Below are 25,200 nucleotides of genomic sequence, written 5' to 3' on the forward strand. Positions count from 1 at the left end.
GCGCCGGTCAGCGCGTGAGTCAGTGGCGGTTCCAGAAGTCGATCAGAGCCGCCGCCGTCTCCGCGGGGCGGTCGGTGTTCGGGGAGTGCTCGGCGCCGTGGATCACCGTGCGACGGGCGTGCAGGCGGTCCGCCATGTCGTCCAGGAGCGGCACGGGCCAGGTGTCGTCGCGCTCGCCCGACACCACGTGCTTGGGCAGCGGCAGGGCGGCGAGCTCGGCGACACGGTCCGGTTCGGTGCGGAGCTGCCTGCCGGTGGCGATCAGCTGGGCCGGAGCGTGCAGCAGCCAGCGGGCGCGCAGCGCCTCGTCGTCGCTCTCGGCGGCGCCGGTCCGTACGGCCGGGGCGTCCCGCGTGGATCGTGCGTCTTGTGCGTCCGGCGTGGCCTGTGCGTCTTGTGCGTCCTGCGGGGGCGGCGGCTCCATGGCCTGCATCGCCTGCCACACCTCGTCCATCGACAGCGCCGCGAGGGCGTCGGCCAGCATCGCGACGCGGGACTGCTGGGTGGGGGCGACCGCGGCGGGGCCCGAGGACATCAGGGTGAGGGTGGCGAAGGCGCCGGGGTCCAGGAGCACGGCGGCGCGGGCGATCTGACCGCCGAGGGAGTGACCGAGCAGGTGGGGCCGGAGGGGTGACGGCTCCCCGGCCGCTCCTTGCGCCCCCGCCGCGTCCTTCTCCAGAGCCGCCGCCTGGGCCAGGACATCACGGGCCAACTCGGTCTGTGCGTACGCCGACTCGTCGTCGGGCCCCGCGGTCTCGTACTGGCCGCGGCCGTCCACGGACACCGCCCGGTAGCCCGCGGCCGCCAATGGCTCGAGGAGGGCGATGAAGTCCTCCTTGCTGCCGGTGAAGCCGGGGATCAGGAGAACGGTCCCCCTGCGCCGGACGCCTCGCGCCGGAGCAGCGGCGAGGACGGCGAAGTCCCCGCGCGCGGTACGAAGGGTGTGCGCGGTCGCGCACGGGGGCGGGACGAAGGTCGGGGGCCTGCTCATGAGCCGAGGCTAACGGGTCGGGTGGGGGCGGTGACGGCGCGGTGGGGCAGGGCGGGGCGATAGGGCAGGGCAGGGCGACAGGGCCGTCGGGATCTCGTGCTCGAACCGGCCCGTGGTGGGTGTCACGCGCGAAGGCCCGCCCCCGGGCGGGGGCGGGCCTTCGGTACGGCGGATCCGTGCGGACCGGGGGAGAGGTGACCGGTGGGTCAGCTCTCCGGGGTCTCCACCGGCTCGGCCTTCTTGCGCGTGCGACGACGCGGCGCCGGGGCGGCTGCCTCGGCCTCGGTCGTCTCCACCGGGGCGGCGGCAGCCTTGCGCGTACGACGACGGGGCTTGGCCTCGTCCGTCGCCTGCGCCGGGATCTCCGCCTCGACGGCCTCGACGGCCTTGGCCGCGGTCTTGCGGGTGCGGCGCTTGGGCTTGTCGGCCTCGGCTTCGGCGTCGGGCGTGGTGGCCTCGGGGGCCGCGGCGTCGGCGACCTTCTCGGCGACCTTGCGCGTACGGCGCTTGGGCTTTTCGGCGACGGGCGCCTCGGCCTCCGCCTCGACGGCCTCGACGGCCTTGGCCGCGGTCTTGCGGGTGCGGCGCTTGGGCTTGTCGGCCTCGGCTTCGGCCTCGGGCGTGGTGGCCTCGGGGGTCGCGGCGTCGGCGACCTTCTCGGCGACCTTGCGCGTACGGCGCTTCGGCTTCTCGGCAGCGGGTGCCTCGGCGACGGGCGCCTCGGCCTCCGGGGCGGCTGCCTCGGCGACCTTCTCCGCCACCTTGCGGGTGCGGCGCTTCGGCTTCTCCGCCGCGGGCGCCTCGACGGCCTCGACCGTCTCCGGGGTGCCCTCGGCCGCGGCGACCGCGGTCTCGGCGGCCTGTGCCGTCTTGCGGGTGCGGCGGCGCGGCTTGGTGGCCGGAGCCTCCGCCTCGGCCACCGGAGCGGCCTCGGGCGCCGTGACCTCGACAGCGGCGGTCTCGGCCGCCTTCTCCGCGGTCTGTGCCGTCTTGCGGGTGCGGCGCCGCGGCTTCGTGACCGGGGCCTCCACCTCCTCGACGGCGGGGACGGCGGCAGGCGCGGGGATCTCCGCCTCGACGACCGTCGTGGTCCCGGCCGTGGCCACGGACTCCGACGCCGCGCCGGAACGCGTCCGACGACGGCGACGCGGGGTGCGCGGCTCGGTCGCCTCGGCGACGGCCGGAGCGACCGGAGCGGCCTCGGCCACCGGAGCGGCGGCCTCGGTCACCGCGGTGGCCTCGGTCACCGCGGTGGCCTGAGCCGTCGTGGCGGTGTCGAGCGGGCTGCCGGCCCGCGTGCGACGGCGACGACGCGGCGTACGGGCAGGACGCTCGCGCTCGGCGGGCGCGGACTCGGGGGCGGAACCGGCACCGCCACGGCCACCGCGGTCACGGTCGCGTCCGCCATGGTCCTGACCGCGGTCCCGGTCATGGCCACGGTCCCGGTCCTGGCCACGACCGCCGGAGCGGCCACCGCGGCCACGCCCACCGGTCTCGCCGAGGTCCTCGACCTCTTCCGCGCCCAGACCCGCACGGGTCCGCTCGGCGCGCGGCAGCACACCCTTGGTGCCCGCCGGGATGTTCAGCTCCTCGTACAGGTGAGGAGAGCTGGAGTACGTCTCGACCGGGTCGTTGAAGCCCAGGTCGAGGGCCTTGTTGATCAGCTGCCAGCGCGGGATGTCGTCCCAGTCGACCAGCGTGATCGCGATGCCCTTGGCGCCCGCGCGGCCGGTGCGGCCGATGCGGTGCAGGTAGGTCTTCTCGTCCTCGGGGGACTGGTAGTTGATGACGTGCGTCACGCCGCCGACGTCGATGCCGCGCGCGGCGACGTCCGTGCAGACGAGCACGTCGACCTTGCCGTTGCGGAACGCGCGCAGCGCCTGCTCGCGCGCGCCCTGGCCGAGGTCGCCGTGGACCGCGCCCGAGGCGAAGCCGCGCTTCTCGAGCTGCTCGGCGATGTCGGCGGCGGTCCGCTTCGTCCGGCAGAAGATCATGGCGAGTCCGCGGCCCTCGGCCTGCAGGATGCGCGAGACCATCTCGGGCTTGTCCATGTTGTGCGCGCGGTACACGTGCTGCTTGGTGTTCGCGACGGTCTGGCCCTCGTCGTCCGGCGCGGTGGCGCGGATATGCGTGGGCTGCGACATGTAGCGACGGGCCAGGCCGATGACGGCGCCCGGCATCGTCGCCGAGAACAGCATCGTCTGGCGCTTCGCCGGAAGCATGTTGATGATCTTCTCGACGTCGGGCAGGAAGCCCAGGTCGAGCATCTCGTCGGCCTCGTCGAGGACCAGGCACTTGACGTGCTTGAGGTCGAGCTTGCGCTGTCCGGCGAGGTCGAGCAGGCGGCCCGGGGTGCCGACGACGATGTCGATGCCCTTCTTGAGGGCCTCGACCTGCGGCTCGTAGGCCCGGCCGCCGTATATGGCGAGGACGCGGACGTTACGCGCCTTGCCGGCGGTCAGGAGGTCGTTCGTCACCTGCTGGCAGAGCTCGCGGGTGGGGACGACGATGAGCGCCTGCGGGGCGTCGGTCAGCTGTCCGGGCTCGGCCCGGCCCGCCTCGACGTCCGCGGGGACGGTGACGCGCTCCAGGAGCGGGAGGCCGAAGCCGAGCGTCTTGCCGGTGCCGGTCTTGGCCTGGCCGATGACGTCCGAGCCCGAAAGGGCGACGGGGAGTGTCATCTCCTGGATGGGGAAAGGGCTGATGATGCCGACGGCCTCAAGGGCCTCGGCCGTCTCGGGAAGAATCCCGAGCTCTCGGAAAGTCGTAGTCAGGGCTATGCCTCTTCTGTGAGACGCGGCGTGAGGCGAACGCTGGGGGTCGTGACCGTGCCACTACCGCCGGCCGCTGTGGGGCGTGCCGGGGGCGCGGGACCACTGCCTGCGCTCGAGCGCTCTTACCGCTGAGGTTCCCCCCTCATGCCGCACGCATCTGCGCGTAGGGCTCGGAGGGCTGTCGGGTCGGAGCCGATCGTGCCACCGACCGGGCATCCTCATTCGTACGGCCCGTCGAATGTCCAGCGGGCGCATTACCACTGTACCGCTAAATCTCGCATGTGTGTCCGGCGAATTGGTCACATGGCCGTCGTCACACTCATTGACCAGGGCCTTACGCCTTCCTGCAAGCGGGCTATTGTGCGCTTCATGGAGACGCCTGACACCTCTGCCGAATCCGCCCCCGAACCCACCGGAGTCGCCGCCCAGGACTGGGCGAAAGCCTCTGCCGAGCCCCACTACCGCGCGGCGGTGGTGGACCTGCTCGGCGCGCTCGCCTACGGGGAGCTCGCGGCGTTCGAACGCCTCGCGGAGGACGCGAAGCTGGCGCCCACGCTCGGCGACAAGGCGGAGCTCGCGAAGATGGCGTCGGCGGAGTTCCATCACTTCGAGCAGCTCAGGGACCGGCTTTCGGCGATCGGCGCGGAGCCGACGGAGGCGATGGAGCCGTTCGTCGCCGCGCTCGACGGCTTCCACCGCCAGACCGCGCCGTCCGACTGGCTTGAGGGCCTGGTCAAGGCGTACGTCGGTGACTCGATCGCCAGTGACTTCTACCGCGAGGTCGCGGCGCGCCTCGACGGCGACACCCGCGCCCTGGTGCTCGGGGTGCTCGACGACACCGGGCACGCGAGCTTCGCCGTGGAGAAGGTGCGCGCCGCGATCGACGCGGATCCGCGGGTGGGCGGGCGGCTCGCGCTGTGGGCCCGCCGGCTGATGGGCGAGGCGCTCTCGCAGTCGCAGCGGGTGGTCGCCGACCGGGACGCGCTGTCGACCATGCTGGTCGGGGGCGTGGCGGACGGGTTCGACCTTGCCGAGGTCGGGCGGATGTTCTCGCGGATCACTGAGGCGCACACGAAGCGGATGGCGGCGTTGGGCCTCGCGGCCTAGCGGAGCGGTGCGGGTGGCTGTTGGCCTGCGGCTCCGCTGTGGCCGGTCGCGCAGTTCCCCGCGCCCCTGGCGTCGCTGAGGGTTACGCTGTCGCCGAGTGGCGCAGTCTGGTGCCGGTGGGGCGGATCAGGAGGGACAGCAGGGCCGCCGAGACGGCCAGTGCTCCTGTGAGGGTCGCGGGGGCGTGGCCGGAGCCGAGCGCCATGTGGGTGATGAAGGCGCCGATGAGTGCGCCGACGGGGCCCGTGGACAGGACCAGGCTGCGCGCGGGCAGGCGGTGCCCGAAGCGGTGCGCGGTGGCCCAGGCCAGGGCGAGGCCGAGCAGTGTGGAGCCGAGTGCTTCCAGAATCACGGTGGTGCCCTCCCTTGCGGCCAGGTGCAAATCGGTCGTAGCCGGTCTACCCCAGGCGGCCGGAATGCAACCCTCCATGATCGGGTGGCGTCGACATCTCCTCGTACAACACAGCGGAACGGCCCGGTGGTTGAGACCACCGGGCCGTTCCGCATATCAACGCATATCCACCGGGAGCGTCCCGCAGGACGCCCGGCAGTGTCCTACAGGGCGCTGAAGCCCACCTTGCGCGTAGTCGGCTCGCCGAGCTCGACGTACGCGAGGCGGTCGGCCGGAACCAGGACCTTGCGGCCGTGGTCGTCCACGAGGCTCAGCAGCGGCGACTTGCCGGTCAGCGCCTCGGACACCGCGTGCTCGACTTCCTCGGCGCTCTGGCCGCTCTCCAGCACGATCTCGCGGGGCGCGTACTGCACGCCGATCTTGACCTCCACGGCTTTGTCCCTCCGACGGTCAGTCTGTGCGCGGCCGTCCGCGCCGTACCCAGCACACATTAGCCCGGTGAGGGGACGGGGACGGCCGCGGCCGTGCACGCCGGTAGCGAACACGGGACGGGAACAGACCGCGCGGGTCGGAGCCCGTGCTCTCAGTGGCCTTCCGTGCCGTGCAGCGGGAAGCCCGCGATACCGCGCCAGGCGAGCGACGTGAGCAGTTCCACCGCCTTGTCGCGCGGCACGGTGCTGCGGCTGGCCAGCCAGTACCGGGCGACCACCTGCGAATACCCGCCGAGGCCCACGGCGAGGAGCATCGCCTCGTCCCGGGGCAGGCCGGTGTCCTCGGCGATGACCTCGCAGATCGCCTCGGCGCACTGGAGGGTGACGCGGTCCACGCGCTCGCGCACCGCCGCCTCGTTCGTCAGGTCCGACTCGAAGACCAGCCGGAAGGCGCCGCCCTCGTTCTCCACGTACGCGAAGTAGGCGTCCATCGTCGCGGCGACGCGGAGCTTGTTGTCCGTGGTGGACGCCAGCGCCGTGCGCACGGACTGCAGCAGTGACTCGCAGTGCTGGTCGAGCAGGGCCAGGTAGAGGTCGAGCTTGCCCGGGAAGTGCTGGTAGAGCACGGGCTTGCTGACGCCGGCGCGCTCGGCGATGTCGTCCATCGCCGCCGCGTGGTAGCCCTGCGCGACGAACACTTCCTGTGCCGCCCCGAGGAGCTGGTTGCGTCGGGCACGGCGCGGCAGCCGTGTGCCGCGCGGGCGTGCCGCCTCTGTCTGCTCGATGGCTGTCACGCCGCCTCCCAAATCGTCCGGTGTGCGGTGAGCGCCGCGCCGCCATCGTACTTTTCGGTAACTGTGATGTGCGCGGTGCGAGCGCAGAATTTCACGGACTGGACGACCACAGAAGGGCCGCGCAGCGGTGCGTAGCAGGGCAAACACGGGCAGCTGCCCGTACGCGGCCCCCGGCTTACCCGTCGGCTTCGGCGCCGGTTGGCCGACCGGGCCCTCCCGGTGAGTCGTCTCGGTGAGTCCTAGCGGTAGTCGTCCTCGTCCAGGTTGACGACGCGCGCCTGTTCCGCCAGGTCGCCTTCGCTGGCGACGGCCGGGTCGGCCTCCTCCAGGGGGTCGTCCCTGCTGGGTGTCAGGTCCGCCTGCTGCTCGGCCGCGTCCGCCTCCGGCGCCTCCACGTCGGCCACGGGCCCGGTCTCTGCCGTCTCGAAGGTGTCGGGATCGGTCGGGTCGACACTCATGTGCTGGCTCTCTTCCCTTGCGGTACTCGGTGGTCCTGGGGGTGCGAGTGCCCGCCTCGCCCTCCTTCCATGACTCTTTCCGTCCGCTCTTTCGAGCGTAGAAGAGACCCGGACGAGGCGCTACGCGATCTGTGTGCATTCTGTGACAGCGAACAGGTGAACTACCGCGTGATCGTCTCGTAACATTGCCGCATGTCTTCGACCGACTTGCCGAACCTACTGGCCGCCGCCGCGCCCAAGCCGGGTGCCGTGGCGGTCGCGGAGGGGGAGCGGCTCGACTCGGTCGGTCTGCCCGGGCTCTCGCTGACCGTGCGTTCCCGGCCCCCGGCCCGCCCCGGCCTGCCGCCCGCGCTGTTCGTGCACGGGCTCGGCGGCTCCTCGCAGAACTGGTCGGCCCTGATGCCGCGGCTCGAGGACGTCGTCGACTGCGAGGCGCTCGACCTGCCCGGGTTCGGGGATTCCCCGCCGCCGGACGACGGCGACTACTCCATCACCGGGCACGCCCGCGCGGTCATCCGCTACCTCGACGCGCGCGAGCGCGGCCCCGTCCACCTCGTCGGGAACTCACTGGGCGGCGCCATCACCACGCGCGTCGCCGCGGTCCGCCCCGACCTGGTCCGCACCCTGACGCTGGTCTCGCCAGCCCTGCCCGAGCTGCGGGTGCAGCGCACGGCGTTGCCGACCGGACTGCTCGCGGTACCGGGCGTCGCCGCCCTCTTCACCCGGCTCACCAGGGAGTGGACGGCGGAGCAGCGGGTGCGTGGCGTCCTCGGCCTCTGCTACGGCGACCCGGGCAGGGTGACGCCGGAAGGTTTCGGCGCCGCGGTGAGGGAGATGGAGCGCAGGCTCCAGCTCCCCTATTTCTGGGACGCCATGGCCCGCTCGGCGCGCGGCGTCGTCAACGCGTACACGCTGGGTGGCCAGCACGGACTCTGGCGGCAGGCCGAGCGGGTGCTCGCGCCGACCCTGCTGGTCTACGGCGGGCGCGATCTGCTCGTCTCCTTCCGCATGGCCCGCAGGGCTGCCGCCGCGTTCCGCGACTCGCGGCTGCTCACGCTGCCCGACGCGGGGCACGTGGCGATGATGGAGTACCCCGAGACCGTGGCGACAGCTTTTCGTGAACTCCTCGTCGACGCGGGCGAGTTGAGTGACGGGCGCCATGGCGCCTCGCGCGCGGGTTCGGGGAGCTGAGGCGGGGCGTGGGACGTCACAGCCGCCGCGGTCCGGCAGACACGACTGACAACGACAGCACCTCTGGTGACCACAGCGGGGCTTCGGATGACCACATCAGAGCCTCGGGCATGGCGGCGTCGCCCGGCGTGGGCCCGCAGGCCGGGGCGGGCAGCGGGCGGCGCAGGCGGGCCCCCGGGGCCGACGGCGCGTCGGCGGACAGCACGCCCGCGCACGGCATGCCCCGGGCGACGCCGCCGCACGGGATCCCGCACGTCCGTGGCGGGCACCCCGAGCAGCGCGAGTCCGGCGTACCCGGGCCCCGCCAGGACTACGTCGCCGCCTTCCCCGACGATCTCCCCGAGGGCTTCACCCCGGGCGCGCCGACCGCGGCCACGCCCAAGCCGGACACCCCGGCTCCGGCCACCCCGACTCCGGCCACCCCGGCTCCGGCCACTCCGACTCCGGCCGTGCCGAATCAGGCCGCAGCCCCGCAGCCCGCGTCCCCGCAGCCCGGCGCGCAGCCGCCCCGCCCCCGCGACCCGTACGCCTCCGTCACCGAGTGGGACGGCGGCGACATCTCCGGCGGTGACGGGCCCGGATCGGCGGGCGACGGCAAGAAGGGCGGTCGCGGTCGCCGCCGTGCCTTCGCCGGTATCGGGGCCGTCGCCGTGACCACCGTGCTGGTGGCCGTCGTGTCGGGCCAGTTCGCCGACGGGGCGAAGGACTCGGACACGGGTACCAAGGCGGCCCCGGGCGGCGCGCGTGACACCGAGGACCCGGCCTCCCGCTCGGACCGCCGGCCGACGCCGGCCGAGGAGCGGAAGGCGGCCCCGGAGACGTACGAGCAGAAGATGGCCAAGACGGTCCCGATGGATCCGAAGCTCAAGGCGTCCGGCGACTTCGAGGTGGTGCCCGGGTTCGCCAAGGCTCCCGGCAAGGGGCAGCGGCTCCGCTACCGCGTCGACATCGAGAAGGGGCTCGGTCTGGACGGCGAGCTCTTCGCGCAGGCCGCCCAGAAGACGCTGAACGACGACCGGAGCTGGGCCCACGGCGGCGCCCGTACTTTCGAGCGCATTTCGTCAGGGCACCCCGATTTCGTCCTGACGCTGGCGAGCCCGGGGACGACCGCGGCCTGGTGCGCGAAATCCGGTCTGGACACGACCCAGGACAACGTTTCGTGCGATTCCGCGGCGACGGACCGCGTGATGATCAACGCCTATCGGTGGGCGCAGGGCGCCAAGACCTACGGTGACGCGGTCAAGAAGAAATTCGGCAGCGCCATTTACCCCTACCGCCAGATGCTCCTCAATCACGAGGTCGGGCACCGGCTCGGCCACAATCACACGGACTGCACCAAGGACGGTGCCCTCGCCCCCGTCATGCAGCAGCAGACGAAGTTCCTCGAGCACGACGGCATCAAGTGCAAGGCCAACCCCTGGGTGTTCCCCAAGAGTTGAGGCGGGGCGCCCTCGCGGGGAGGGGCGCCGCTTTGACATCTGTCGGAAGTTCGTTCATATTTCTCCGCATGTCGAACCATCACGCCCCGTCGAGCGCCGCCATTGAGCTGGCGCTGTTCGGCGTGACCGCGCTCTGCGTGGCCGACATTCACTGTTGCTGACGCCCGCCCCGGCGAGTGCGTCGCTCTTTCCCAGCTGTTCAGGACCCGGTCGTCCCGTAATCCCTTTCGGCCGTCCGTAACCCGGTTCAGCTGTTTCCACGCCGCCTTCTGTGCCGCGTCTCCGCGCCTTCTCCCGGGGCGAGCTCCGCTCGGTCTCTGCTCGATTCCCATTGCTCCGCTGCCCTTCGCGCAGCGCCCCCGAGAGGTCTTTCCCCGATGCGCCAAACGTCCGTCATAGCCCGCCGCGTGGCAGCGGCATCCGTCAGCCTGGTCCTGGCCTCGGGCGCCGTCGCCTGCGCGGGCCCGAAGGACAACGGCGCCGGGAGCGGCGACGGCAAGCCCACCGAGGGCGGCACGCTCACCGTCCTCAACCGCGACCCGCAGATCGACTTCGACCCCGCGCGGCTCTACACCTCCGGCGGCGGCAACGTGCCGAGCCTCGTCTTCCGCACCCTGACCACCCGCAACCGCGAGGACGGCGCCAAGGGCGCGGAGGTCGTCCCGGACCTCGCCACGGACCTGGGCAAGCCGAGCAAGGACGCCACCGTGTGGACGTACACCCTGAAGAAGGGCGTCAAGTACGAGGACGGCTCGGCGATCACCTCGGCGGACGTGAAGTACGGCATCGAGCGGTCCTTCGCCGCCGAACTCAGCGGCGGCGCGCCCTACTTGCGGGACTGGCTCATCGGCGGGGACAAGTACCAGGGGCCGTACAAGGACAAGAGCGGCAAGGGGCTCGCGTCCATCGAGACGCCCGACGAGCGGACCATCGTCTTCCACCTGAACAAGCCCGAGGGCGAATTCCCCTACCTCGCGACCCAGACGCAGTTCACGCCCGTCCCGAAGAGCAAGGACAAGGGCACGAAGTACGAGGAGCACCCCGTCTCGTCCGGGCCCTACAAGGTCGTCAAGAACGAGAACGACGGCGAGCGGCTGCGCCTGGAGCGCAACCCGCACTGGTCCGCGAAGACCGATCCGGAGCGCAAGGCCTACCCGGACGTCATCGACGTACGCTCCGGGCTCGACTCGTCCGTCATCAACCAGCGGCTCTCCGCGAGCCAGGGCGCCGACGCCGCCGCCGTCACCACCGACACCAACCTCGGCCCCGCCGAACTCGCCAAGGTCACCGGCGACAAGGAGCTGGCCTCGCACGTCGGCACCGGCCACTTCGGTTACACGAACTACCTCGCCTTCAACCCGAAGGTGAAGCCGTTCGACGACCCGAAGGTCCGCCAGGCCATCTCCTACGCCGTGGACCGCTCCTCCGTCGTCAACGCCGCGGGCGGCTCCTCCCTCGCCGAGCCCGCCACCACGTACCTGCCGAACCAGAAATCATTCGGATACACGAAGTACGACCACTTCCCGGCGGGCCCGTCCGGCAACCCGGAGAAGGCCAAGGAGCTCCTGAAGGAAGCCGGTCACAAGGACGGGCTGACCATCACGCTCACGCATTCCAACGCCAAGGACTTCGAGACGAGCCCCGAGATCGCGACCGCGATCCAGGACTCCCTGAAGAAGGCCGGGATCACCGTCAAGCTCCAGGGCCTCGAGGACAACGACTACAAGGACAAGACCCACAGCGCCAAGGACGAGCCCGGCCTCTTCCTCGCCCACTGGGGCGCCGACTGGCCCTCCGGCGGCCCCTTCCTCGCCCCGATCTTCGACGGTCGGCAGATCGTGAAGGACGGCGCCAACTTCAACACCGGCTTCCTCGACGACAAGTCCGTCAACGACGAGATCGACGAGATCAACAAGCTGACCGACCTGAAGGCCGCCGCCGAGCGGTGGGGCGCACTCGACAAGAAGGTCGGCGAGAAGGCACTGACCGTGCCGCTCTTCCACCCGGTCTACAAGCGCCTGTACGGCAAGGACGTCAAGAACGTCGTCATCAGCGACTGGACCGGTGTGCTCGACGTCTCGCAGGTCGCGGTGGAGTCGAAGTGATCGCAGGTTCGCGCTTCTGGGGGCGGCTGCGCGAGCAGCGCGCCGCCCTCGTCGCGGCGGGCGTCGTCGCGCTGCTCGTCGTCGTGGCGCTCGCCGCGCCGCTGCTCACCGCCCTGGAGGGGCAGGACCCCACCGCGTACCACCCGGACCTCATCGACTCGGCGCGCGGCGGCGTGCCGGTCGGCCCGCTCGGCGGGATCAGCGCCGAGCACTGGCTCGGCGTCGAGCCGCAGACCGGCCGCGACCTCTTCGCGCGCCTGGTGTACGGGGCCCGGGTCTCGCTCGGCGTCGCGCTCGCCGCGACCGTCGTGCAGGTCATCGTCGGTGTGGCGGTCGGGACGGCCGCCGGGTTCGGCAACCGCTGGGTCGACCAGGTGCTCAGCAGGGCCACCGACGTCATGGCGGCCCTGCCGCTCATGGTCTTCGCACTCGCGCTGATGGCGGTCGTGCCCAGTGGATTCCCGCGGCCCGTGCTCGTCGCCCTCGTCATCGGGCTCGTCGCCTGGGGCGGCCTCGCCAAGATCGTGCGCGCGCAGACCATCACGCTCAAGGAGCTCGACCACGTGGCCGCCGCGCGGCTCAGCGGCTGGGGCTCCGTGCGGATCGCCCGCCGCGAACTGCTGCCAGCCCTCGCCGCGCCCGTCATCACCTACGCGGCGCTGCTCGTCCCCACCAACATCACCGTCGAGGCCGCGCTCTCCTTCCTCGGCGTGGGCGTGAAACCGCCCACCGCGTCATGGGGCCAGATGCTCACGTCCGCCGACGTCTGGTACCAGGCGGCGCCGCAGTACCTGCTGTACCCGGCGGGCGCGCTGTTCGTGACCGTGTTCGCCCTCACCGTCCTCGGTGACGGCGTGCGCACGGCGCTCGACCCGCGGGCCACGTCGCGGCTGCGGATCGGCACGGGCCGGAAGCAGGAGGCCCGCGCATGACCGGCCTCCCCGGATTCCTGCTGCGGCGCCTCATCGGCGCCGTCGTCACGCTCCTCGCCCTCTCCGTCATCGTCTACGCGGTCTTCTACACCGCTCCGGGCGACGTCGCCCAGATCACCTGCGGCCCGCGCTGCTCACCCGCCCAGGTCCAGCAGGTCGCCGAGCAGCTGCGGCTCGACGATCCGCTGTACGTCCGCTACTGGGACTTCCTGCAAGGAATCGTCGTCGGCCAGGACTACTCGACGGGCACCGGCACCGAACACTGCTCCGCACCCTGCCTCGGGATCTCCTACCAGAGCGACCAGCAGGTCACCACGCTGATCACGACGAAGCTGCCGGTCACCGGGTCGCTCGCGCTGGGCGCGATGGTGCTGTGGCTCCTCCTGGGGGTGGGCGCCGGCGTGCTCTCCGCCTGGCGGCGCGGCCGGATCAGCGAGCGCGTGCTGACCGCCGTCACGCTCGCGGGCACCGCCACGCCCGTCTTCGTGATCGGCCTGCTCCTGATGATCGTGGTCTGCGGTCAGCTCCAGTGGCTGCCCTTCCCGCAGTACGTCCCCTTCGCCGACGATCCGACGCAGTGGGCGTGGAACCTGCTCCTGCCCTGGCTCTCGCTGGCCCTCATCGAGGCCGCCAAGTACGCGCGCCTGACCCGCTCCTCGATGCTGGAGACCCTCGCCGACGACCATGTGCGGACCTTTCGCGCGTACGGCGTGGGGGAGCGGTCGATCATCGGGAAGCACGCGCTGCGCGGCGCCGTCGCGCCCGTCATCGCGCTGACCGCCAACGACTTCGGGTCGATGTTCGGCGGCGCGGTGCTCAGCGAGACGCTGTTCGGACTGCCCGGACTCGGGCGCGAACTCGTGCACGCGGTCAAGGTCGTCGACCTGCCGGTGGTGGTCGGGATGGTCCTGGTCACCGGCTTCTTCGTGGTGCTCGCCAATGCCGTCGCGGACGTCCTGTACGCGGTGGCCGACCGACGGGTGGTGCTGTCGTGAGTCTTGTTCAAGTCACCGACTTGTCGGTGGAGTTCGGCTCCGGGGTGCACGCGGTCGACGGGCTCTCCTTCTCGCTGGAAGCGGGCGGCGCGCTCGCCCTCGTCGGCGAGTCGGGATCCGGCAAGTCCACCGTGGCGTCCGCGCTCCTCGGCCTTCACCGGGGCACGGGGGCGCGCGTCGACGGGTCCATCCTCGTCGACGGCGTCGACGTACAGGCGGCGTCCGAGGCCGAACTGCGCGGGCTGCGCGGCGGGAAGGCCGCAATGGTCTTCCAGGACCCGCTCTCCTCCCTCGACCCGTACTACGCGGTGGGCGACCAGATCGCCGAGGTGTACCGCGTGCACACCGGAGCGTCCAGGCGGGCGGCACGCGCGCGTGCCGTGGAAGTGCTCGACCGGGTCGGCATTCCCGACGCGACCCGCCGCTCCCGCTCGCGCCCGCACGAGTTCAGCGGCGGCATGCGTCAACGAGCCCTCATCGCCATGGCGTTGGCCTGCGAGCCCGCGCTGCTCGTCGCCGACGAGCCGACCACCGCGCTCGACGTCACCGTCCAGGCCCAGATCCTGGACCTGCTGCACGCGCTGCGGACCGAGACCGGCATGGGCCTGCTCCTGGTCACCCACGACGTGGGCGTCGCCGCGGAGAGCGCCGACGAGGTGCTCGTCATGCGGGACGGGCGCGCGGTGGAGCGTGGCGAGGTGCGGGACGTCCTCGGCGCGCCCCGGGAGGCGTACACGCAGGAACTCCTCAAAGCCGTGCCCCGGGTGGACGCACCGCTCGTGCCGGCCGCCGGGGAGCCGGGCGAGGTCGTGCTCGAAGCCGTCGGGCTCCGGCGTGAGTTCGGGCGAGGGAAGCGCGCGGTCACCGCCGTCGACGACGTCTCGCTCACCGTCCGCCGCGGGGAGACCCTCGGCGTCGTCGGCGAGAGCGGCAGCGGCAAGACCACGCTCGGGCGCATGCTCGTCGGCCTCCTGGAACCGACCGCCGGGCAGCTCCGCCACGGGGGTGCGGAGAAGCCCGGCGGCCGGGTGGTGCCCGGGGTGCAGATGGTGTTCCAGGACCCCGTCTCCTCGCTCAACCCGCGGCGCTCCATCGGCGAGTCCATCGCCGACCCGCTGCGGGCACGGGGCGAGAACGACGCCTTCGTGCGAGACCGTGTGCGCGCCCTCCTGGAGCGCGTCGGCCTCGAACCGGCGCACTACGACCGCTACCCGCACGAGTTCAGCGGCGGACAGCGCCAGCGCGTCGGCATCGCGCGGGCGCTCGCCGCCGAACCCCGCCTCATCGTGTGCGACGAGCCGGTCTCCGCCCTCGACGTGACGACTCAGGCCCAGGTCATGGCGCTGCTCGCCGAGTTGCAGCGGGAGCTCGGGCTCGCCCTGGTCTTCGTCGCGCACGACCTCGCGGTGGTCCGGCAGGTCAGCGACCGGGTCGCGGTGATGCGACAGGGGCGGATCGTCGAGCAGGGCCCGGTGGCGGAGGTCTACGGGGCGCCCCGTGACCCCTACACCCGGCGGCTGCTCGCGGCGGTGCCCGCGCTCGACCCGGAGGTGGCGGCGCGGCGGCGGGCGGCGCGCGAGGAGCTCGCAGGGGTGTGAGGCGCCCGTAGGGGGCGTGCGGGTGGCGCGAGGCCAGGGGCGGTCGCAGCCTGACGTTCCGTGGCGAAACGCGGCTTCCGCGGGGCTATAGCGCGACGGAACGCGACCGACGCGGGAAAGTTACTGCCGTTCACCCCTTCTGGTGGCGCGATGGACAACCGTCCGTCGCGCCACCCGCATGACCGCATACGTTCTTCCCGCTGCGAGCCGCCGGTCCGGCGGCTCCCCAGACGGGAGATCGGGGGTGCGCTCGTGCGCGTCGGACTGCTTACGGAGGGTGGCTACCCGTATGTGAACGGTGAGGCCCGGCTCTGGTGCGACCGGCTCGTGCGCGGGCTCGGGCAGCACGAGTTCGACGTCTACGCACTCAGCCGCAGCGAGCGGCAGGAGGCGCGGGGCTGGGTCGAACTGCCGCCCCGCATCGGCCGGGTGCGCACGGCGCCGCTGTGGACCACCGACGACGAGGCGCTCCGTGCCGCGGGGCCCCGCGGCGGACGCGGACGGCGGGCCAGGCGCCGGTTCGCGGAGTGCTTCGGGGAGCTGGCCGACGTGGTCTGCCGGGATGGCTCCGACGGCGTCGACCGAGCGGCGCGGGACGGCCGCGACGAGGTGGCGGACCGTTTCAGCAACGCGCTGTACGGGCTCGCCGAACTCGCCCGTGACGAGGGCGGCCTGGTCGGCGCGCTGCGCTCCGAATCCGCCGTCCGCGCCCTGGAGCGCGCCTGCCGCGCGCCCGGCGCACCGCGCGCCGCCCGCGCGGCCCGCGTCTGCGACCTGCTCACCACAGTGGATCTGATGGAGCGGGCGCTGCGGCCGCTCTCCCTCGACTGGTACGGCGCCGACGGGCTCGGCGCCGTCGACCTGTGCCACGCCACCTCCGGCGGGCCCGCCGCGCTGCCGGGACTCCTCGCCGGACACTTCGCCGGAGTGCCGCTGCTCGTGACCGAGTACGGCGTGCAGTTGCGGGCGCACTACCTCGCCGCGGGCGACATGGACCTGAGCGCGCCCGCGAGGACGCTGCTCGCCTCCTTCCACGGCCTCCTCGCGGCCGAGGTGTACCGCGGGGCCGCCCTCATCACCCCCGGCAACACCCACGCCCGGCGCTGGCAGGAGCGCTGCGGCGCCGACCGCGCCAAGCTGCGCACGGTCTACCCCGGCATGGAGGCCGACCGCTTCACGGAGATCGGCGAGCGGGGCTACGACGCGTTCACGACCGACCCCGACACGCTCCTGTGGGTCGGCCGTGTCGAGCCCGCCAAGGACCTGATCTCCCTGCTCCACGCCTTCGCGGCGATCCGCGGGGAGGTGCCGGGGGCGCGCCTGCGGATCGTCGGGGCGCCCGCCGAGGGGCCCGCGGCCCTGGAGTACCTCGCGCACTGCCGGGCCCTCGCCGCACAGCTGTTCCCCGACGAGGCGGAGGGCGCACACGCCGTCGGCACGAACCCCGTCTCCTTCGAGGAGATCGGCGGCCCCGACGTGCCCGAACTCGCCGACGCGTACGCCGGTGGAGGCATCGTCGTCCTGTCCAGCGTCGTCGAGGGCTTCCCGATCAGCCTGGTCGAGGCGATGTTCTGCGGGCGCGCGACCGTCTCGACGGATGTCGGCGCGGTGGTGGAGGTCATCGGCGGTACGGGACTCGTCGTGCCGCCGCGCAATCCGAGGGCGCTCGCTCAGGCGTGCGTGGCGCTCCTGCGCGACCCCGGCCGACGTGCGCGCCTGGGCGCGGCGGCGCGGGCGCGAGCCCTCGAACTCTTCACCGTCGAGCAGAACATCGCGGCATTTCGAAGCATTTACCTGGACATCGTCTCGCACTGCCCGGTGCGCAGGGACGCGGTGGACGAGGCGGGCGAACCGGTGCCGTTCGCGCATCCGGCGGAGGCGTATCTCCCTGGCCGGTGGGCGGTCGCGGTGGGGCCCACGTCGTCCGGAGCGCAGCCGGGTGCCGAGAGCGGCGGGGTGCCGAGCTGGGCCGTGACGGAGGAGGGGGCCGCCGTATGAAGCGAGTCGAGGGAGCTGTGGACGCCGTCGAGGCCGTGGACGCGGTGGACGGGCCGCGTGCTCCGGAGGGGTTGGTGGGCCCGGCGGAGTACGTGCCTGCCTTCGGCGCAGGCGCAGGCGCAGGCGCAAGCGCTAGCGGCAGCGAGGGCGAGGGCGACGGTGACGGCGACAGCGGGTGGGACGCGCGGGGCAAAGGGCGGGGTTACGGCAGCGGAGACGGCGCCGACGGCCGCAGCAGGGTGAGCGGAAACGGCAACGGCGGCACCGTCACCACCGAAGCGCACTCGCCCGGCCCCCGCGCCAACCCCCCACGCCGCGGCCCCGCCGACCCCGTGAAAGCCCTCATGCACCGCCACCGCGAGCTGTGCGAGCGCGCCGTCGACCCGCTGGAGATCGCGGTGGGCCTGGAGGCCCACGGGGTCACCGACAGGGCGGCCGCACGCTTCCGGCACCGGGACGTGTTCGCGCTCGCCGAGGAGATGTACGCGCGCGTGCCGCGCGACGGGGACGACACCCCGGGCGCGGCCTCCCCCGGCAAGGGGCGCACCGAGGGGCGTACGAAGGGACGTACCGACGGGCGTAGGGAAGTACATGAAGGCGCGCGCCCCGCACACCGCACCACCCCCGACCTCGCCCCCGCCGTACCCACCGGCTGGGCCCTCTTCGCGCTGCTGCCCGGTGCCGCCTGCGCCGCGGCCGTGGCCGGGCTGGTCCTCGGTGAGGGAGACACGCGGCTCGTGGCCGTACCCGTCGGCGCGCTCGCCGTCGGCGTGGCACTGCGTATCGCCCTGCGGTACGGGCCACTGCGCGCCGTCGCCCGCCCGGCGCACGCCACGCGCGCGTGCGTGTGCTGGCTCCTCGCGTACGCCCTGCTCGGCGACGGCCTGTTACGGGGCGTCGTCGCGGACGGCACCGACGGACCCGGCGATCTCTGGGACCCCGCGGTCGCCCCGCTCCTCGGCCTCGCCCTCGCCGTCGCACCCGCGACGTGGTGCGCCCGCCTCTTCGCCGTACGGGCCGGGCGCAGGCTCGCCGCCAGCCGTGGGCTCGACGAGTTTGCCTCCTCCGTAAGGCCGTTGCTGCTCGGCGTGTTCGCGCTCTTCCTGGCGGCTCTCGGGGCGCTGCTCGCGACGGCGGACGCGCTGCTCGGCGATGTGGGTGGCCGCCCGGGCGGCCACCCCGTCCACGGCCCTCCCGCACTCCTCGGAGCCGCCGCGCTCGGCGCACTGCTGCTGCTCGCCCGGCTCCTCGGCGTCTACGGCTTCACGCGCGCCCCCACCCTGCTGCTCGGCGCAGCGGGCACCTGCGAAGCGGCCGCCCCCGCCCTGGTGTTCGCGGGCCGGCTGCCCGGCTGCGACGCACTGGCCGCCCCCGTCAGGGCCGCCGTCGACGCGTGGGGCCCCGGTGTCGTACCGGCCCTCGCGTGCGGCGCGGCGGCCCTCGCCCTCCTGGTCCACGCGGCCAGGACCCTGACCCTCGCCTCGGCCCACTTCGGCGCCCGGGACGCACCGTGAGCCGCCGCACCAAGACCGGCACGACCACTCTCCCGCGGGGCCGACACCGCGGGCCTCATCCCGTGCACCACGGCAACACCCCGAAGGAGAAAGACAGATGACCACCCGCAGCCGTCTCCGCCTCCGAGCGGCCACCCCGGGAGGCGCCCGATGAGGGTGCTGCTGATCGGAGCCAACGGATACCTCGGCCGGTTCGTCGCCGACCGGCTGCTCGCCGACCCGGCCGTGCAGCTCACCGCGCTCGGTCGCGGCGACGACTCGGACGTACGGTTCGACCTCGCCAGCGGAAGCCCCGGCGCGCTCACCCGCTTCCTGGACGCCGTGCATCCGGGCGTCGTCATCAACTGCGCCGGTGCCACCCGCGGCGGCGCCCGCGACCTGACCCGGCACAACACCGTCGCCGTCGCCACCGTCTGCGAAGCCCTGCGCCGCAGCGGCTGCGGGGCCCGCCTCGTGCAGCTCGGCTGCGGCGCCGAGTACGGCCCGAGCCAGCCGGGCTCCTCCACGGCCGAGGACGCGGTGCCGCGCCCCGGCGGGCCCTACGGCGTCAGCAAGCTGGCGGCCACCGAACTGGTGCTCGGCTCCGGACTCGACGCCGTCGTCCTGCGGGTGTTCTCGCCCGCCGGGCCCGGTACGCCCGCGGGGTCGCCGCTCGGGCGGCTCGCGGAGGCCATGCGGCGCGCGATGCAGGCCGGTGACGGCGAGCTCAAGCTGGGCGGGCTCGGCGTGCAACGGGACTTCGTCGACGTGCGCGACGTGGCGCGCGCCGTGCACGCCGCCTCGCTCTCCGCCGCCCAGGGCGTCGTCAACATCGGCTCGGGCCGTGCCGTACGGCTGCGCGACGCGGCCGCGGTCCTGGCCCGCGTCGCGGGGTACGGCGGCGCGTTGCACGAACTGGACCAGGTCCCCGTGCGGGGAGTCATCGGTCACCCGCGCGGCGAAGCCGAACACGGCCCCCCGGCCGCCGCGTACCCCTACCCCGACGGCTGCGGTAGCTGGCAGCAGGCCGATGTCCGCACCGCGCGCGACCGGCTCGGATGGAGGCCCCGCATCAACCTCGAAGAGTCGCTCGCCGACATCTGGATGGAGGCCGCATGCCGCATCTGACCAGGGCCGACAGGGGCACCGCGAGCACCGAGGTGCGCGTCGGCTTCGGCATCCCGGGCTTCGCCCACCCGCTCGTCGCCCCCGTCGAATGGGCCGAACTGACCCGGCCCGGCGCCCCTTTGAAGTGGGTCGTCCTCAATGTCGCGAACGGTCCCGGCGAGCGGCCCGACCCGCACTGCCTCGAAGCGGCGGGCCGACTGCGGAACGCGGGCATCCGCGTGCTCGGCCACCTCGACACGGCGTACGGCGCCCGCTCCTTCGGGGAGCTGGTCTCCGACGCGCACCGCTACCTCGACTGGTACCGGGTCGACGGCTTCTCCCTGGACCGCTGCCCGACCGAACGGGCGGCGCTTCCCGACGTCCGCCGGACGGTGGCGACCCTGCGCGCGCTGGTCGACGACGCGCACATCGTGCTCGGCCACGGCTCCCACCCCTACCCCGGATACGCCGAGACGGGCGACCAGTTGGTGACCTTCGCGGGGCCGTGGAGCGACTACCGCTGGTCACAGGTGGCGGAGTGGACCGCCGACCATCCGCCGGAGCGCTTCTGCCACTTCGTGCACGGCATGCCGCTCGGCCACCTGGACGAGGCGCTGCGCATCGCGCGCTGGCAGGGCGCCTCGACGATCTACTTCACCGACCGGGTGGAAGGGCGCGGTCACGGCGACCCGTGGGAGTCCCTGCCCGGGTACTGGGACGAAATCGTCTCGCGTATCGGGACGGGTATCTCGGAATGAAAAAGGGCGTGGCAGTGTTACGTGGAGAACAACCGTTCCGAAATACCGACCAACGGAGTCCCCGTGTCGCTGCCACCCCTGGTCGAGCCCGCCTCCGAGCTCACCGTCGACGAGGTTCGCAGGTACTCCCGCCACCTGATCATCCCGGATGTCGGGATGGACGGGCAGAAGCGGCTGAAGAACGCCAAGGTGCTGTGCGTCGGCGCCGGTGGCCTCGGGTCGCCGGCCCTGATGTACCTGGCCGCGGCCGGTGTCGGCACGCTCGGCATCGTCGAGTTCGACGAGGTCGACGAGTCCAACCTGCAGCGCCAGATCATCCACAGCCAGGCGGACATCGGCCGCTCCAAGGCGGAGTCCGCGAAGGACTCGGTCCTCGGCATCAACCCGTACGTCGACGTGATCCTCCACGAAGAGCGGCTCGAGGCCGACAACGTGATGGAGATCTTCGGCCAGTACGACCTGATCGTCGACGGCACGGACAACTTCGCGACCCGCTACCTGGTCAACGACGCGTGCGTGCTCCTCAACAAGCCGTACGTCTGGGGCTCCATCTACCGCTTCGACGGCCAGGCGTCCGTCTTCTGGAGCGAGCACGGCCCGTGCTACCGCTGCCTCTACCCGGAGCCCCCGCCGCCCGGCATGGTCCCCTCCTGCGCCGAGGGCGGCGTGCTCGGCGTGCTCTGCGCGTCGATCGGCTCCATCCAGGTCACCGAGGCGATCAAGGTCCTGACCGGTGTCGGCGACCCGCTGGTCGGCCGCCTGATGATCTACGACGCCCTGGAGATGCAGTACCGCCAGGTCAAGGTCCGCAAGGACCCGGACTGCGCGGTCTGCGGCCCGAACGCGACCGTCACCGAGCTCATCGACTACGAGGCCTTCTGCGGCGTCGTCTCCGAGGAGGCCCAGGAAGCGGCGGCCGGTTCGACGATCACTCCCAAGCAGCTCAAGGAGTGGATCGACGCCGACGAGAAGATCGAGATCATCGACGTACGCGAGCAGAACGAGTACGAGATCGTCTCGATCCCCGGCGCCAAGCTGATCCCGAAGAACGAGTTCCTCATGGGCACCGCCCTCCAGGACCTCCCGCAGGACCGGAAGATCGTCTTGCATTGCAAGACGGGTGTCCGCTCCGCGGAAGTTCTCGCCGTGCTGAAGTCCGCGGGCTTCGCGGACGCGGTGCACGTGGGCGGCGGCGTGATCGGCTGGGTCAACCAGATCGAGCCCGAGAAGCCGGTGTACTAGACCTGCCTGCCGGACAGCCCATCGGCCTGCTGGAAACGCCCCGCTCACCTCTTGGTGAGCGGGGCGTTTCTCATGAGCAGACCTTGCCGTCCTTCGGGGCCTCGCCCTCCAGCAGGTACGCGTTGATCGTGTCGTCGACACAGGAGCTGCCGTTGCCGTACGCCCCGTGGCCCTCGCCCTTCCACGTGAGGTGGACGCCGACGTCCTTGCCGAGTTCGTCCGCCATCTTGCGGGCGCCCTCGTAGGGGGTGGCCGGGTCGCCGGTGTTGCCGACGACGAGGATGGGGTCGGCGCCCGGCGCGCTCACGTCGGGGGAGTCGTGCAGCCCGGCCACCGGCCACTCGTGGCACCAGCCGGCCGTGTCCCAGCCCATGAACTCCCCGAAGACCGGCGATATCTCACGGAAGCGGCCCAGGCGCTTCTTCGCCTCCTCCGGAGAGGTCCGCGTCTTCGCGTCCAGGCAGGAGATGGCCCGCTGCGAGTGGCTCTGCGTGCTGTAGCGCCCGGAGGCGTCGCGTTCGTTGTAGGCGTCGGCGAGCTGGAGCAGCGTCGAGCCGTCGCCCTTCTCGGCGTCCGCCAGGCCGCGGGTCAGCGCGGGCCACGTCTGCTTGCTGTAGAGCGTGACGAGGATTCCCGTGCTCGCCAGGGACTCGGTCAGCTTCCGGTCGCCCGAGGCGCGCATCGGCGCGGCGTCCAGGCGCTTGAACAGCTTCGCTATCCTCGCGCTCCCCGCCTTCGGGTCCTCGCCCTGGGCCCTGAAGTAGTTGTCCAGGGCGCGCTGGAAGCCCTTCGCCTGGTTCTCCGCGTGGCCGATCGCGTCCGCGCTCGGGTCGACGACCGCGTCGAACATGAGGCGGCCGACGCGCCGGGGGAACAAGTGGGCGTACGTGCCGCCCAGTTCGGTGCCGTACGAGACGCCGAAGTAGTGCAGCTTGTCGTCGCCGAGGACCTGGCGCATGACGTCCATGTCGCCGGCCGCCTCGACCGTCGAGATGTGCTCGATGACGTTCTTCGCGTTCCGCGCGCAGCCCGCTCCGAAGTCTGCCGCGTCCTTGAAGTAGGCCTTCTCCTCTGCCGGAGTGTCCGGTGTGAGGTCGATCTTCTTCTCGGCGGCCCGCGTCGCCGCGTCGTCCCGGCAGCGCACGCCCTTGCTCGCCGCGACCCCGCGCGGGTCGAAGCTGACCAGGTCGTACCGCTCACGCAGCTTGGTGTAGGAATCGGCGAAGGACGGGAGGCCCGAGACGCCCGAGCCGCCCGGACCGCCGAAGTTGAAGAGGAGGGAGCCGATGCGGTCGCCCTTGCCCGTGCTCTTGGCGCGGATCAGGGCGATCCCGATGGTCTCGCCGCCCGGTCTCGCGTAGTCCAGCGGGACCTCGAGCGTCGAGCACTGCCACTCGGCACCCGGCGCACTGCCCTTCTCGGGCGCCTCGCAGCGGCTCCAGTCCAGCTTCTGGGAGGTCAGCGAGGCGGGCAGGGTCGAGGAGGGATCCGGCTTCGGCCTCGGCTCGGGAGCGGTCGCCGAAGGGCCCTTCCCGTCCTCCCCGCCCCCGTCGCCGGACGAGCCGCAGCCGGCGGCCAGGCCCGCCACCAGCACCCCCGCCGCGGCCAGAGCCGTGGACCGTACAAAACGCTGCATTGAGGCGCTTCCCCCCTTGGAAGACAGTCAGGCCATAGTAGGTGGGGCCTCTGACATCGGTTGGGGCGCCCGGGGTTGGCGGTCCGGCGCGCGGGTGACGGCGGTCCGGGCGCGGGTGACGGCGGTCCGGGCGCGGGCGATTTCCGTCCCGCGCGGGTCAGGAGCAGACCGTCTGCGCCTTGGGCGTCCTGCCCTCCAGCAGATAGCCGTCCACGGCGTCCCGCACGCACTTGTTCTTGCTGTCGTACGCCCCGTGCCCCTGGCCCTTGTACGTCAGCTCGACGCCGACACCCTTGCCCAGCGCCTGCGCCATCTTGTGCGCGCCCTCGTACGGTGTGGCCGGGTCGCCGGTGTTGCCGATGACGACGACGGGCGGCGCGCCCTGGGCGCTCACGTCGGGGTGGGCGGCCTGGCCCTTGACCGCCCAGTCGGTGCAGCCGAGCATGCCCCACGCCAGGTAGTCGCCGAACAGCGGGGAGGCCCCGCGGAACTCGGGGAGCTTCTTCTCGACGTACTGCGGGGTGTAACGCGCCGTGTCGTCCGCGCAGTTGATGGCGACGTTGGCCGACTGGATGTTGCTGTACTCGCCGTCCTCGTTGCGCCCGTTCATCGAGTCGGAGAGCGCCATCAGGATCTTGCCGTCGCCCCTGTAGGCCTCTTCGAGGCCCTGGGTGAGGTACGGCCAGAAGTCCTTGGAGTACAGGGCCTGGGCGATGCCGTTGGTGGCGGCGGTCTGCGTCAGTTCGCGCGGCGGGAGGCCCCGGATCGGCTTGCCGTCCAGGTCCTTCAGGAGTTTGGCGATCTTCGCCTTGACGTCCTGTGCCGTATCGCCGACCGGGCAGTCGTCCTGCTGGGACGCGCAGTCCTTCGCGAAGTTGTCGAGCGCGAGCTGGAACCCCCGGGCCTGGCCGAGCGAGCCCTCTTCGGAGTTCTCGGTGGGATCGACGACCGCGTCGAAGACGGCCCGTCCCACCTTCTTGGGGAACAGGTGTGCGTAGACGCCGCCGAGTTCGGTGCCGTACGAGATGCCGAAGTAGTGCAGCTTGTCGTCGCCGAGGACCTGGCGCATCAGGTCCATGTCGCGGGCCGCGTCGGTGGTGCGGACGTGCGGCAGAGTGTTGCCTGCGTTCTGCTCGCAGCCGCCGTTGAAGGACTTCACGTTCTCGACGAGCTTCTTCCGCTCGGCGTCGTCGTCGGGTGTGGAGTCCTGCTGGAAGTACTTGTCGAGCTGTTCGTCGTCCTCACATCTGATGCCCGCGCTGCGGCCGACGCCCCGTGGGTCGAAGCTCACCAGGTCGTAGCGGGTGCGGAGCTTGGCGTACTCCTCCGCGAAGGCGGGCAGCGTGGTGATGCCCGAGCCGCCGGGGCCGCCGAAGTTGAAGACGAGGGAGCCGATGCGCTTGTCCTTGCCACCGGTCGTGGCCGCCTTGATCAACGCGATGTCGACCGTGTCGCCCTTCGGCTTCGACCAGTCGAGAGGCGCCTTCATGGTGGCGCACTGCCATTCGGCGCCGCCCGGCAGCGGGGACGGGGCCTCGCCGCCGCCCTCGGAGGCGGCGGGCGCGGGGCAGTCCTTCCAGCTCAGCTTCTGAGCCGGCAGATCCTCGTCCTTGGAGTCGGCTCCGCCGCACGCCGAGAGCGCGGCGGACAGGAGCAGGGTGGCGGCGGCCAGCGCGGTGACGCGCGGCTGGGACTGTGTGGGCATGGGCCCATCCTGCGGGGGACCCTGACGGGACGCTATGGGCGCGGGCCGTGTGGGTGAGGAACGGATACGCCGGAGCGGCGTCCTCTCCCTTGAG

Annotated in this window: 21 protein-coding genes; 13 read left to right on the forward strand and 8 right to left on the reverse strand. The window is 72.3% G+C overall.

All coding sequences use genetic code 11. The features are described from left to right. Positions 1 to 19: 19 nt before the first annotated feature. Together ACFVYR_RS06280 and ACFVYR_RS06285 are read right to left on the reverse strand one after the other, a co-directional pair. Positions 20 to 991 (reverse strand): alpha/beta fold hydrolase, encoded by a 972-nt coding sequence (locus ACFVYR_RS06280; RefSeq protein WP_384249404.1) that lies wholly within the window; start codon positions 989 to 991, stop codon positions 20 to 22. Positions 992 to 1,197: 206 nt separating this feature from the next. Then, positions 1,198 to 3,672 (reverse strand): DEAD/DEAH box helicase, encoded by a 2,475-nt coding sequence (locus ACFVYR_RS06285; RefSeq protein WP_389611366.1) that lies wholly within the window; start codon positions 3,670 to 3,672, stop codon positions 1,198 to 1,200. A 462-nt stretch (positions 3,673 to 4,134) separates the two neighbouring features. Here ACFVYR_RS06285 and ACFVYR_RS06290 point away from each other — a divergent pair, with 462 nt between their 5' ends. Then, positions 4,135 to 4,872 (forward strand): ferritin-like fold-containing protein, encoded by a 738-nt coding sequence (locus ACFVYR_RS06290; protein WP_384249399.1) that lies wholly within the window; start codon positions 4,135 to 4,137, stop codon positions 4,870 to 4,872. Between the two features lie 82 nt (positions 4,873 to 4,954). Here the strand turns inward: ACFVYR_RS06290 and ACFVYR_RS06295 are convergent, their stop codons facing one another. The 4 genes from ACFVYR_RS06295 to ACFVYR_RS06310 all read right to left on the reverse strand — a co-directional run bounded on the left by ACFVYR_RS06295 (position 4,955) and on the right by ACFVYR_RS06310 (position 6,907). After that, positions 4,955 to 5,224 (reverse strand): hypothetical protein, encoded by a 270-nt coding sequence (locus ACFVYR_RS06295; protein ID WP_384249397.1) that lies wholly within the window; start codon positions 5,222 to 5,224, stop codon positions 4,955 to 4,957. Between the two features lie 203 nt (positions 5,225 to 5,427). After that, a complete protein-coding gene (locus tag ACFVYR_RS06300) occupies positions 5,428 to 5,655 on the reverse strand; it encodes a DUF3107 domain-containing protein (protein ID WP_362999486.1) in 228 nt (75 codons plus the stop codon). Positions 5,656 to 5,807: 152 nt separating this feature from the next. Further along, positions 5,808 to 6,449: a TetR/AcrR family transcriptional regulator gene (locus tag ACFVYR_RS06305; protein WP_384249395.1), complete on the reverse strand. Its 642-nt coding sequence runs from the start codon at positions 6,447 to 6,449 to the stop codon at positions 5,808 to 5,810. Between the two features lie 239 nt (positions 6,450 to 6,688). Beyond that, positions 6,689 to 6,907, reverse strand: a complete 219-nt coding sequence (locus ACFVYR_RS06310) for a hypothetical protein (protein ID WP_384249392.1) — start codon at positions 6,905 to 6,907, stop codon at positions 6,689 to 6,691. A 192-nt stretch (positions 6,908 to 7,099) separates the two neighbouring features. On the opposite strand from ACFVYR_RS06310, the gene ACFVYR_RS06315 reads away from it, so the two are divergent. From ACFVYR_RS06315 to moeZ, 12 genes are all read left to right on the forward strand, one after another. Beyond that, positions 7,100 to 8,098: an alpha/beta fold hydrolase gene (locus tag ACFVYR_RS06315; RefSeq protein ID WP_384249389.1), complete on the forward strand. Its 999-nt coding sequence runs from the start codon at positions 7,100 to 7,102 to the stop codon at positions 8,096 to 8,098. 8 nt (positions 8,099 to 8,106) lie between these two features. Further along, positions 8,107 to 9,537 (forward strand): DUF3152 domain-containing protein, encoded by a 1,431-nt coding sequence (locus ACFVYR_RS06320; protein ID WP_384249387.1) that lies wholly within the window; start codon positions 8,107 to 8,109, stop codon positions 9,535 to 9,537. A gap of 68 nt (positions 9,538 to 9,605) precedes the next feature. Further along, entirely contained in the window at positions 9,606 to 9,698 is a 93-nt protein-coding gene (locus tag ACFVYR_RS06325) for an Ms4533A family Cys-rich leader peptide (protein ID WP_384249385.1), read from the forward strand. Between the two features lie 216 nt (positions 9,699 to 9,914). Then, complete coding sequence (locus ACFVYR_RS06330) at positions 9,915 to 11,642, forward strand: ABC transporter substrate-binding protein (protein ID WP_384249382.1); 1,728 nt, start codon at positions 9,915 to 9,917, stop codon at positions 11,640 to 11,642. Continuing rightward, complete coding sequence (locus ACFVYR_RS06335) at positions 11,639 to 12,574, forward strand: ABC transporter permease (RefSeq protein WP_384249380.1); 936 nt, start codon at positions 11,639 to 11,641, stop codon at positions 12,572 to 12,574. The genes ACFVYR_RS06330 and ACFVYR_RS06335 overlap by 4 nt, the downstream gene beginning before the upstream one ends. Next, positions 12,571 to 13,569 (forward strand): ABC transporter permease, encoded by a 999-nt coding sequence (locus ACFVYR_RS06340; RefSeq protein ID WP_384249378.1) that lies wholly within the window; start codon positions 12,571 to 12,573, stop codon positions 13,567 to 13,569. Before ACFVYR_RS06335 ends, ACFVYR_RS06340 begins: the two co-directional genes overlap by 4 nt. Further along, the gene (locus ACFVYR_RS06345; RefSeq protein ID WP_384249375.1) at positions 13,566 to 15,167 is read left to right on the forward strand and encodes a dipeptide ABC transporter ATP-binding protein; all 1,602 of its coding nucleotides are present in this window, start codon (positions 13,566 to 13,568) and stop codon (positions 15,165 to 15,167) included. Before ACFVYR_RS06340 ends, ACFVYR_RS06345 begins: the two co-directional genes overlap by 4 nt. A 252-nt stretch (positions 15,168 to 15,419) precedes the next feature. Further along, complete coding sequence (locus ACFVYR_RS06350) at positions 15,420 to 17,165, forward strand: DUF3492 domain-containing protein (RefSeq protein ID WP_384249372.1); 1,746 nt, start codon at positions 15,420 to 15,422, stop codon at positions 17,163 to 17,165. After that, positions 17,162 to 18,679 carry a hypothetical protein gene (locus ACFVYR_RS06355; RefSeq protein ID WP_384249370.1) on the forward strand — a complete coding sequence of 506 codons (1,518 nt, stop codon included), beginning with the start codon at positions 17,162 to 17,164 and terminating at the stop codon, positions 18,677 to 18,679. Before ACFVYR_RS06350 ends, ACFVYR_RS06355 begins: the two co-directional genes overlap by 4 nt. A gap of 150 nt (positions 18,680 to 18,829) precedes the next feature. Continuing rightward, entirely contained in the window at positions 18,830 to 19,786 is a 957-nt protein-coding gene (locus ACFVYR_RS06360; RefSeq protein ID WP_384249367.1) for an NAD-dependent epimerase/dehydratase family protein, read from the forward strand. After that, positions 19,774 to 20,523 (forward strand): spherulation-specific family 4 protein, encoded by a 750-nt coding sequence (locus ACFVYR_RS06365; protein WP_384249365.1) that lies wholly within the window; start codon positions 19,774 to 19,776, stop codon positions 20,521 to 20,523. The genes ACFVYR_RS06360 and ACFVYR_RS06365 overlap by 13 nt, the downstream gene beginning before the upstream one ends. A gap of 63 nt (positions 20,524 to 20,586) precedes the next feature. After that, a complete protein-coding gene (moeZ, locus tag ACFVYR_RS06370) occupies positions 20,587 to 21,765 on the forward strand; it encodes an adenylyltransferase/sulfurtransferase MoeZ (RefSeq protein ID WP_384249361.1) in 1,179 nt (392 codons plus the stop codon). A gap of 70 nt (positions 21,766 to 21,835) precedes the next feature. Here the strand turns inward: moeZ and ACFVYR_RS06375 are convergent, their stop codons facing one another. Together ACFVYR_RS06375 and ACFVYR_RS06380 are read right to left on the reverse strand one after the other, a co-directional pair. Further along, on the reverse strand, positions 21,836 to 23,401 hold the full coding sequence (locus ACFVYR_RS06375) for an alpha/beta hydrolase (protein WP_384249358.1): 1,566 nt from the start codon (positions 23,399 to 23,401) through the stop codon (positions 21,836 to 21,838). A gap of 157 nt (positions 23,402 to 23,558) precedes the next feature. Further along, positions 23,559 to 25,106 carry an alpha/beta hydrolase gene (locus ACFVYR_RS06380; RefSeq protein WP_384249356.1) on the reverse strand — a complete coding sequence of 516 codons (1,548 nt, stop codon included), beginning with the start codon at positions 25,104 to 25,106 and terminating at the stop codon, positions 23,559 to 23,561. Between the last annotated feature and the right edge of the window lie 94 nt (positions 25,107 to 25,200).

Source organism: Streptomyces sp. NPDC058284, assembly GCF_042881135.1.
GTDB lineage: Bacteria > Actinomycetota > Actinomycetes > Streptomycetales > Streptomycetaceae > Streptomyces.

What these genes read in the sequence shown, in the direction of transcription:
- ACFVYR_RS06280 (WP_384249404.1), bottom strand. Translation starts at nt 991, where the DNA reads ATGAGCAGGCCCCCGACCTTCGTCCCGCCCCCGTGCGCGACCGCGCAC.
- ACFVYR_RS06285 (WP_389611366.1), bottom strand. Translation starts at nt 3,672, where the DNA reads ATGACACTCCCCGTCGCCCTTTCGGGCTCGGACGTCATCGGCCAGGCC.
- ACFVYR_RS06290 (WP_384249399.1), top strand. Translation starts at nt 4,135, where the DNA reads ATGGAGACGCCTGACACCTCTGCCGAATCCGCCCCCGAACCCACCGGA.
- ACFVYR_RS06310 (WP_384249392.1), bottom strand. Translation starts at nt 6,907, where the DNA reads ATGAGTGTCGACCCGACCGATCCCGACACCTTCGAGACGGCAGAGACC.
- ACFVYR_RS06315 (WP_384249389.1), top strand. Translation starts at nt 7,100, where the DNA reads ATGTCTTCGACCGACTTGCCGAACCTACTGGCCGCCGCCGCGCCCAAG.
- ACFVYR_RS06325 (WP_384249385.1), top strand. Translation starts at nt 9,606, where the DNA reads ATGTCGAACCATCACGCCCCGTCGAGCGCCGCCATTGAGCTGGCGCTG.
- ACFVYR_RS06330 (WP_384249382.1), top strand. Translation starts at nt 9,915, where the DNA reads ATGCGCCAAACGTCCGTCATAGCCCGCCGCGTGGCAGCGGCATCCGTC.
- ACFVYR_RS06340 (WP_384249378.1), top strand. Translation starts at nt 12,571, where the DNA reads ATGACCGGCCTCCCCGGATTCCTGCTGCGGCGCCTCATCGGCGCCGTC.
- ACFVYR_RS06355 (WP_384249370.1), top strand. Translation starts at nt 17,162, where the DNA reads ATGAAGCGAGTCGAGGGAGCTGTGGACGCCGTCGAGGCCGTGGACGCG.
- ACFVYR_RS06360 (WP_384249367.1), top strand. Translation starts at nt 18,830, where the DNA reads ATGAGGGTGCTGCTGATCGGAGCCAACGGATACCTCGGCCGGTTCGTC.
- ACFVYR_RS06365 (WP_384249365.1), top strand. Translation starts at nt 19,774, where the DNA reads ATGCCGCATCTGACCAGGGCCGACAGGGGCACCGCGAGCACCGAGGTG.
- ACFVYR_RS06375 (WP_384249358.1), bottom strand. Translation starts at nt 23,401, where the DNA reads ATGCAGCGTTTTGTACGGTCCACGGCTCTGGCCGCGGCGGGGGTGCTG.
- ACFVYR_RS06380 (WP_384249356.1), bottom strand. Translation starts at nt 25,106, where the DNA reads ATGCCCACACAGTCCCAGCCGCGCGTCACCGCGCTGGCCGCCGCCACC.